We start from the raw sequence: 3,248 nt of genomic DNA, 5'->3' as shown, positions 1-3,248 counted from the left end.
CTCGCCGGCCTGGGGCGACGTGCTTCCCGGCGCGGTCGCGCTGGTGTTCCCCTGGGAAGCATTGCCCGGGACCTGTGGTGATGTGTTTGCGGGCGGCGTGGAGCCCTGGGGAGTGCTGGTGTTGTTGGAGGGAGCGGATTGAGGCCTGACCTGGGGCTGGGTGGCCTGAGACGGAGTGGCGGAGTTGCCGAGGCCCTGGGGCTGCTGGTTTGCGGGCGGCGTGGAGCCCTGGGGAGTGGCTGTGTTGTTGGAGGGAGCGGATTGAGGCCTGACCTGGGGCTGGGTGGCCTGAGACGGAGTGGCCGAGCTGCCGAGGCCCTGGGGCTGCTGGTTGGTGGGCGGCGTGGAGCCCTGGGGAGTGGCTGTGTTGTTGGAGGGAGCGGATTGCGGCCTGACCTGGGGCTGGGTGGCCTGAGACGGAGTGGCCGAGCTGCCGAGGCCCTGGGGCTGCTGGTTTGCGGGCGTCGTGGAGCCCTGGGGAGTGGCTGTGTTGTTGGAGGGAGCGGATTGAGGCCTGACCTGGGGCTGGGTGGCCTGAGACGGAGTGGCGGAGTTGCCGAGGCCCTGGGGCTGCTGGTTTGCGGGCGTCGTGGAGCCCTGGGGAGTGGCTGTGTTGTTGGAGGGAGCGGATTGCGGCCTGACCTGGGGCTGGGTGGCCTGAGACGGAGTGGCGGAGTTGCCGAGACCCTGGGGCTGCTGGTTTGCGGGCGGCGTGGAGCCCTGGGGAGTGGCTGTGTTGTTGGAGGGAGCGGATTGAGGCCTGACCTGGGGCTGGGTGGCCTGAGACGGAGTGGCCGAGCTGCCGAGGCCCTGGGGCTGCTGGTTGGTGGGCGTCGTGGAGCCCTGGGGAGTGGCTGTGTTGTTGGAGGGAGCGGATTGCGGCCTGACCTGGGGCTGGGTGGCCTGAGACGGAGTGGCGGAGTTGCCGAGACCCTGGGGCTGCTGGTTTGCGGGCGGCGTGGAGCCCTGGGGAGTGGCTGTGTTGTTGGAGGGAGCGGATTGAGGCCTGACCTGGGGCTGGGTGGCCTGAGACGGAGTGGCCGAGCTGCCGAGGACCCGAGGCTGCTGATTTGCGGGCGGCGTGGAGCCCTGGGGGATGCCGCTGCCGTTGGAGGGAGCGGATTGAGGCCTGACAGGGACCTGCGGGCTCCCAGCGTTGGAAGGGGGCGTTCTGGAGCCGGAGAGCGCAGGGGAAGGCGACCCGCCGCTGCCTGGCATCACGCTCTGGCTCGGAGGCACGTTGACCGGAGAGGTCGGAGGCCTGGGTGCTGCAGTGGGCGAGCTCGGCGCAGTGGTGGGAGCTTGTCCTACGTTGGCGCTGTTGTTGCCGGTCGTCGCGCTCCCGAGATGGCTTCCCGAAGGCGTGGTCGTCGTGGTCGTCGGGGCGGGCGAGCTCGTGTTGCTGACGCTCTTTCGCGTGACGGGATCCCAGCCGGAGAAGGCGCCCGGCTTCGGGGCCGGGCTCGGGGCCGCGGCCTGGTTCACGGCGTCGGGCACGGCCGTGCTGCTGGACGGGCTGCTGGTGCTGGGTGAGGGGTGGGCGAAACCGCCCGCGCTCTTGACCTGGGCGCGCAGCTCGGACCGGACACTTCTGGCTGGCGACGACGAACGGCTGCGCGAGGACCTCATGAGCCATGATTGACGCGAAATTCGCGCCCTGCCAAGCGCCACCATCCGCGCTTACCAGCGGCATTGCCGGGCCATGCCGACCCGCGCCTTTGACCCGCGACGGCGCGGTGATTGCGGCGCTCCGCCTGGCGAGACACGGCCGCGAATCCGCGCATGCGCCCAGAGCATGTGGCGACATGCGTTGCGATTGCGGTCGGCCCTCCGAGCAGGTAATCTATCTCGCGAATGCACGCGCCGCCGTGCTGATTGCGCTGGAATATTCCGCTGCAAATGAACCGGTGCTGCTTTCTCCCTTCATGCGCCGGGCGCACTGCCTTGTGTCGCGCTCGGGGGAGGTCGCGAGGGGCGACCGGCGCGAATCCGCGGTTGAGGCGGCTCGCTGTGCAGCCGCCAGGGCGAGTTGTCTCGCGCGGCGCTCTTGTGTACGAGGTTGGAGCGGCAGCGCTGGCCCATGAGGCCGTCGCGCAGGGCCAGGAGAGCGAGGATCCATGAGCGTCACGACCATCGCCGTCACCGACCTCGAGCCTGCGACGGCGCCGCTGCCCGCGTTCGACGAGGAATCGACGGTGCAGAGCCTGCTCGTCTCCTCCGTCGAGGCCGCCTACCGCCACCGTCTGCCCCTCGTCGGACGCACGGACGTGCACCCGCTCGTCCAGGCGGCGTACATGGCCTTCACCCAGCGCTACCCCCTCGTGCTCTCGCCCGACGTGATCTGGTTCTGCCTGGCCCGGGGGTTCACCCTCCACGTCGCCGCGAACGAGGAGCAGCGGCGCCAGGTCCTCCTCGAGGACGGCGACTTCGAGCTGAGGATCGATCGGCCGGATTTCACGCTGGGTCAGGTGAACCCGTGGCCCGTCGCGTTCTCGGACTTCTCGACCCAGATCGCCGCGCGGGTCGGCAAGCTGCGGGAGCTCGTGACAGCCAGCTTCTCGACCACGGGACCGGTGGAGCGCGTGGCGTCGGAGCTCACGGTGATGACGCCGTACGCGCCATACCACGAGTGGCAGCCGCCCTTCCCCGCGGACATGAGCTTTCCGAACTCCGGAATCCCGCGCATCTACCTGCTCGGCACGGCGGACGACTGGCGCTGGGTGCGCCACCGCGCGGCGGGGTTCGCCCCGTTCGGCGCGGAGCGCTGGACTCACGTCCTCCTGCCGGTGCTCGACCAGATCGTCGCCTCGGTGGAGGGCAGTCAGGATCCGGCGTTCTGGCGCGCCTTCTTCCGGTACGAGAACGCCGCGGACGAGCTCACCGGGTGGATCCACGTGCTCTTCCCGTACCTGCGCGCCTGGCCTGCCGACCACTTCGTTCCGAACACGTCCCTCGACGGCTGGCTCGAACGGTGGCGGGCCGCGGAGGCCCGGCGCAACCCGCTCGCCGCGCTGGCGAAGCCCGAGGGGCCCGGGTTCGCTCGGCTCCCGCCCGGGCTGACCAGCGCGCCCTTGCGCTTCATCGATGAGCAGCGCCAGGAGCACGCCCTGGAGTTCATCAGCGGCCTCATCGGCGTCACGCAGGACCAGCACTCGCTCGCGCTCATCCCGGAGTTCGTGTGGGCCGTCGTTCACGGAGAGCCCGGGCCCGCGGCCGAGCCGCCCGCCGGAGCGCGCTGAGCGGGGGGG

2 protein-coding genes are annotated in these 3,248 nt (G+C 70.5%); both read left to right on the top strand.

Annotated elements, in window-relative coordinates; genetic code table 11:
• Positions 1–1,312 precede the first annotated feature (1,312 nt).
• Positions 1,313–1,642 (top strand): hypothetical protein, encoded by a 330-nt coding sequence (locus WME89_RS43580; RefSeq protein ID WP_438005480.1) that lies wholly within the window; start codon positions 1,313–1,315, stop codon positions 1,640–1,642.
• A gap of 475 nt (positions 1,643–2,117) precedes the next feature.
• Positions 2,118–3,239 carry a DUF4419 domain-containing protein gene (locus tag WME89_RS43575; RefSeq protein ID WP_438005479.1) on the top strand — a complete coding sequence of 374 codons (1,122 nt, stop codon included), beginning with the start codon at positions 2,118–2,120 and terminating at the stop codon, positions 3,237–3,239.
• Positions 3,240–3,248: the final 9 nt, after the last annotated feature.

The sequence above is a fragment of the Sorangium sp. So ce321 genome, assembly GCF_051530195.1.
Taxonomy (GTDB): Bacteria; Myxococcota_A; Polyangia; order Polyangiales; family Polyangiaceae; genus Sorangium.
Note: the sequence above shows the minus strand (reverse complement) of the source record. Positions and strands in the feature narration are given on the sequence as shown.